The organism is Persicitalea sp., from assembly GCF_041751555.1.
Lineage (GTDB): Bacteria > Bacteroidota > Bacteroidia > Cytophagales > Spirosomataceae > Persicitalea.
The window spans coordinates 1-3,108 of record NZ_JBGSXF010000399.1 but is presented as its reverse complement, the minus strand read 5'-3'; the positions used below and the strand labels follow the sequence as shown (position 1 = coordinate 3,108).

The following is a 3,108-nucleotide window of genomic DNA, read 5'->3' as shown; positions in this document are numbered from 1 at the left end:
GCCAACGCCCGCCGCTCGGCCCAGGTGAACTCGTCGCCCGCGACCATGAAGCCGACGTGTCCGCCCGTGCGGGGTAGTTCCAGATAAATGTACGGATTGTTGAGGGCTAAGTCAACCGGGGCGCATTCGGGCGACAGGATTGGGTCATTCTGTGCGTTGACGAGCAGCACAGGAATCTGGATACCAGGCATAAAGTACCGCGCCGAGGCTTGTTCGTAAAAATCGTCGGCGTCGCGGTAACCGCCCAGAATTGCCGAAAACGATTCGTCGAAGTCGCGCCATACGCGCACGGCGGTCAGTTTCGACACGTCTAGCGTACCCGGATGCTGCGCTGCTTTCAGCCGAACTTTGTGAGAGAGTTTTTTTAAAAACCGTTTCTTGTAAAAGGCGTTGGACGCGGAGTCCAACAACTGGGCGCTTGATCGCAAGTCGGTCGGAGCGGAAAAAGCGGCGGCTTTGTTGATGACATCTGGGGCATCTTTGCCATGAACGCCAAGGTACTTCAGTATGATGTTGCCACCCATGCTGTACCCGATGAGGCTGATCTCTTCGTAAGCTTTGGCACCCAAAGCGTGGCGAATCACCAGATCGATATCCCCGATTTCGCCGTGGTTGTAGAGTCGGAATGCCCGATTCATCTCACCGCTGCACGAGCGGCAGTTCCAGGCCAACACATCCCAGCCATTTTGGGAGAAAAGTTTGGCTGTCCCCCGCACGTAGGGCCGACTGGAATCGCCTTCCAGTCCGTGCGTGATGATGACCAGCCGCTTGCTGCCGCTGTCCACCCAATCCAAATCCAGAAAATCACCATCCGCCAGTTCCAGCCGCTCGCGCTCGTAAGTCAGCCCGTGCACCTTCCGCAACGCACTGGGGACGATCGTCTGCAAGTGTGCATTGAAAAGGTAGCGCGGGGCGCCGGGATAGGTGGAGGGGAGTAGGGGCACGATTAATTTTGAATGAGTGAATGATAGAATGAGTGAATAAAAATTCAGACCCTATTCTATCATTCACTCATTCTATCATTATTTATTCCCCGTCCCCAGTTTCGCGGCGCCGGTTTGTTTCTGCTCGGCTTGCATGGGGTTCATAGGGCGCTGGTACTGCTGCTGTTTGTAAAGCTGGAAGCGCGTAGGTTTGGCAACGGGCGGGAATGAGTTGTCCGAGGTGTCGATGTCGGCGATTTCGAAGTAGGGATCCAGCGTCCATTGCACGACTTTTTTCTTGGTCGAAATCACTTTGTTGACGTTCTGGTCGTTGAAGCGCCAGATTTCGGCGGGGAAGCGGGCTACGGAATCGGTGCCGTCTTCGAACTCCATTTTCACGATCACGGGCATCACTAAGCCGCCTTTGTTTTTCAGACTTAGCGTGTAAAAGTTCGTGTTCGACTGTACCAGATCGCGGTCTTCGGGAGACAGACTGGCCAGGTAGTCTTCGTACTTCTTGCGGTCCTGCGCCGTGACTTTGAACTGGTCGTAGCGGTTATAGAAATCGGCCATTGACGAATCTTGCGCGACTACGGTTTGGTCTTGGGTCAAAGCGTCGCGCTGCTTGCTGATGGTGTTCTTTTTGCGGGCGTCTTCCTGGCGGGCGATTTCTTTCTCGATCTCAGGATTCTGCGTATCCACACTAAACCAGTCCACGCTCACCAGTGCCTGATCGACGGGCTGCACGCCGTAGAACCAGCCCTTCCAAAACCAGTCGAGATCCACACCCGAGGCATCCTCCATGGTACGGAAGAAGTCGGCGGGCGTTGGGCTTTTAAATTTCCAGCGGTTGGCATATTCCTTGAAAGCATAATCGAACAACTCGCGGCCCATGATCGTCTCGCGCAGGATGTTCAATCCCGCGGCGGGCTTGGCGTAAGCATTGGGACCCAGACCAATAACGTTATCCGACTGCGCCATAATGGGCGTTAGTACCGCTTTATCCGACGCCATGTATTCCGTCACCGATTGCGCCTCGCCGCGTCGCGTGGGGTAGTTGTAGTCCCATTCTTTTTCGGCCAGGTATTGGCAGAAGGTGTTCAGCCCCTCGTCCATCCAGGTCCAGTTGCGCTCGTCGGAGTTGACGATCATCGGGAAAAAGTTGTGACCCACCTCGTGAATGATCACGCCGATCATGCCGTATTTCACACCCTCGCTGTAGGTGCCGTCCGCTTCGGGCCGACCGCCGTTGAACGAAATCATGGGGTACTCCATGCCGCCGCCCGAAGTAGCGTGGCACGAAATGGCGACCGGATAGGAGTACTCGAAAGTACGCTTGCCGTACGACCGCAGCGTGTGCTCCACGGCGCGGGTCGAGTATTGCTCCCAAAGCGGGTTGCCTTCTTTTGGATAGTATGACATTGACCAGATCTTGCGACCGTTGCCGTAGACATCCGTTTTCATGGCATCCCAGATAAACTTGCGGCTGCTGGCGAAAGCGAAGTCGCGCACGTTGTCGGCTTTGTAAATCCAGGTTTTCTTGCCCGTGGGCTTGTTCTTTTCGTTCGCGATGGCCTCATCCTGCGTCACGATGATGACGGGCGTCGTTGCGTTCTCGGCGTCTTTCATTCGCTTCTTCTGGTCGCTGTTAAGTACCTGATTGTAGTTCTGGCACTCGCCCGAGGCAGCCACGATGTGGTCGTTGGGGACGGTGAGGGCGACTTTGTAATTGCCAAAAATCAACGAGAACTCACCTTGTCCCAGGAATTGCTTGTGATTCCAGCCGTTGACGTCGTCGTAGGGCGCCAGGCGCGGAAACCAGTGGGCGATGAAGTAGTTGTAGTTGCCGTCTTTTTCGTAGAATTCGTAGCCGCTCCTACCATAGTACTCCGTGATGTTGTAGTTCCAGTCCACGCTAAAAACCACGTTGGTGTTGGGCTTCATAGCGGTCGGCAGGTCGATGCGCATCATCGTGCCGACGATCGTGTGGGGCAGCGCTTTGCCTGCCTTATCTTTCACAGCGGTGATATTGTAGCCATAGGTCTTCTTGGCATCCAGGCTCGATCCGCGCCCTGCATTCATGGTTTGCAATTGGCGGGAACTCATACCTTTATCGCTGATCGTGCCCGTACGGCTTAGCCCGCCGATGGCATCTTCCTTAAACAGGTTTTGGTCGAGTTGGAGC

2 protein-coding genes are annotated in these 3,108 nt (G+C 55.1%); both read right to left on the bottom strand.

Going from position 1 to position 3,108, the window contains the following annotated elements:
• The coding region (locus ACEW8P_RS14110) for a YheT family hydrolase (RefSeq protein ID WP_373513720.1) at positions 1 to 944 on the bottom strand (944 nt) is incomplete at its 3' end.
• Between the two features lie 78 nt (positions 945 to 1,022).
• Positions 1,023 to 3,108 (bottom strand): M1 family metallopeptidase (locus ACEW8P_RS14105; protein ID WP_373513719.1); only part of this gene is annotated, 2,086 nt, incomplete at its 5' end.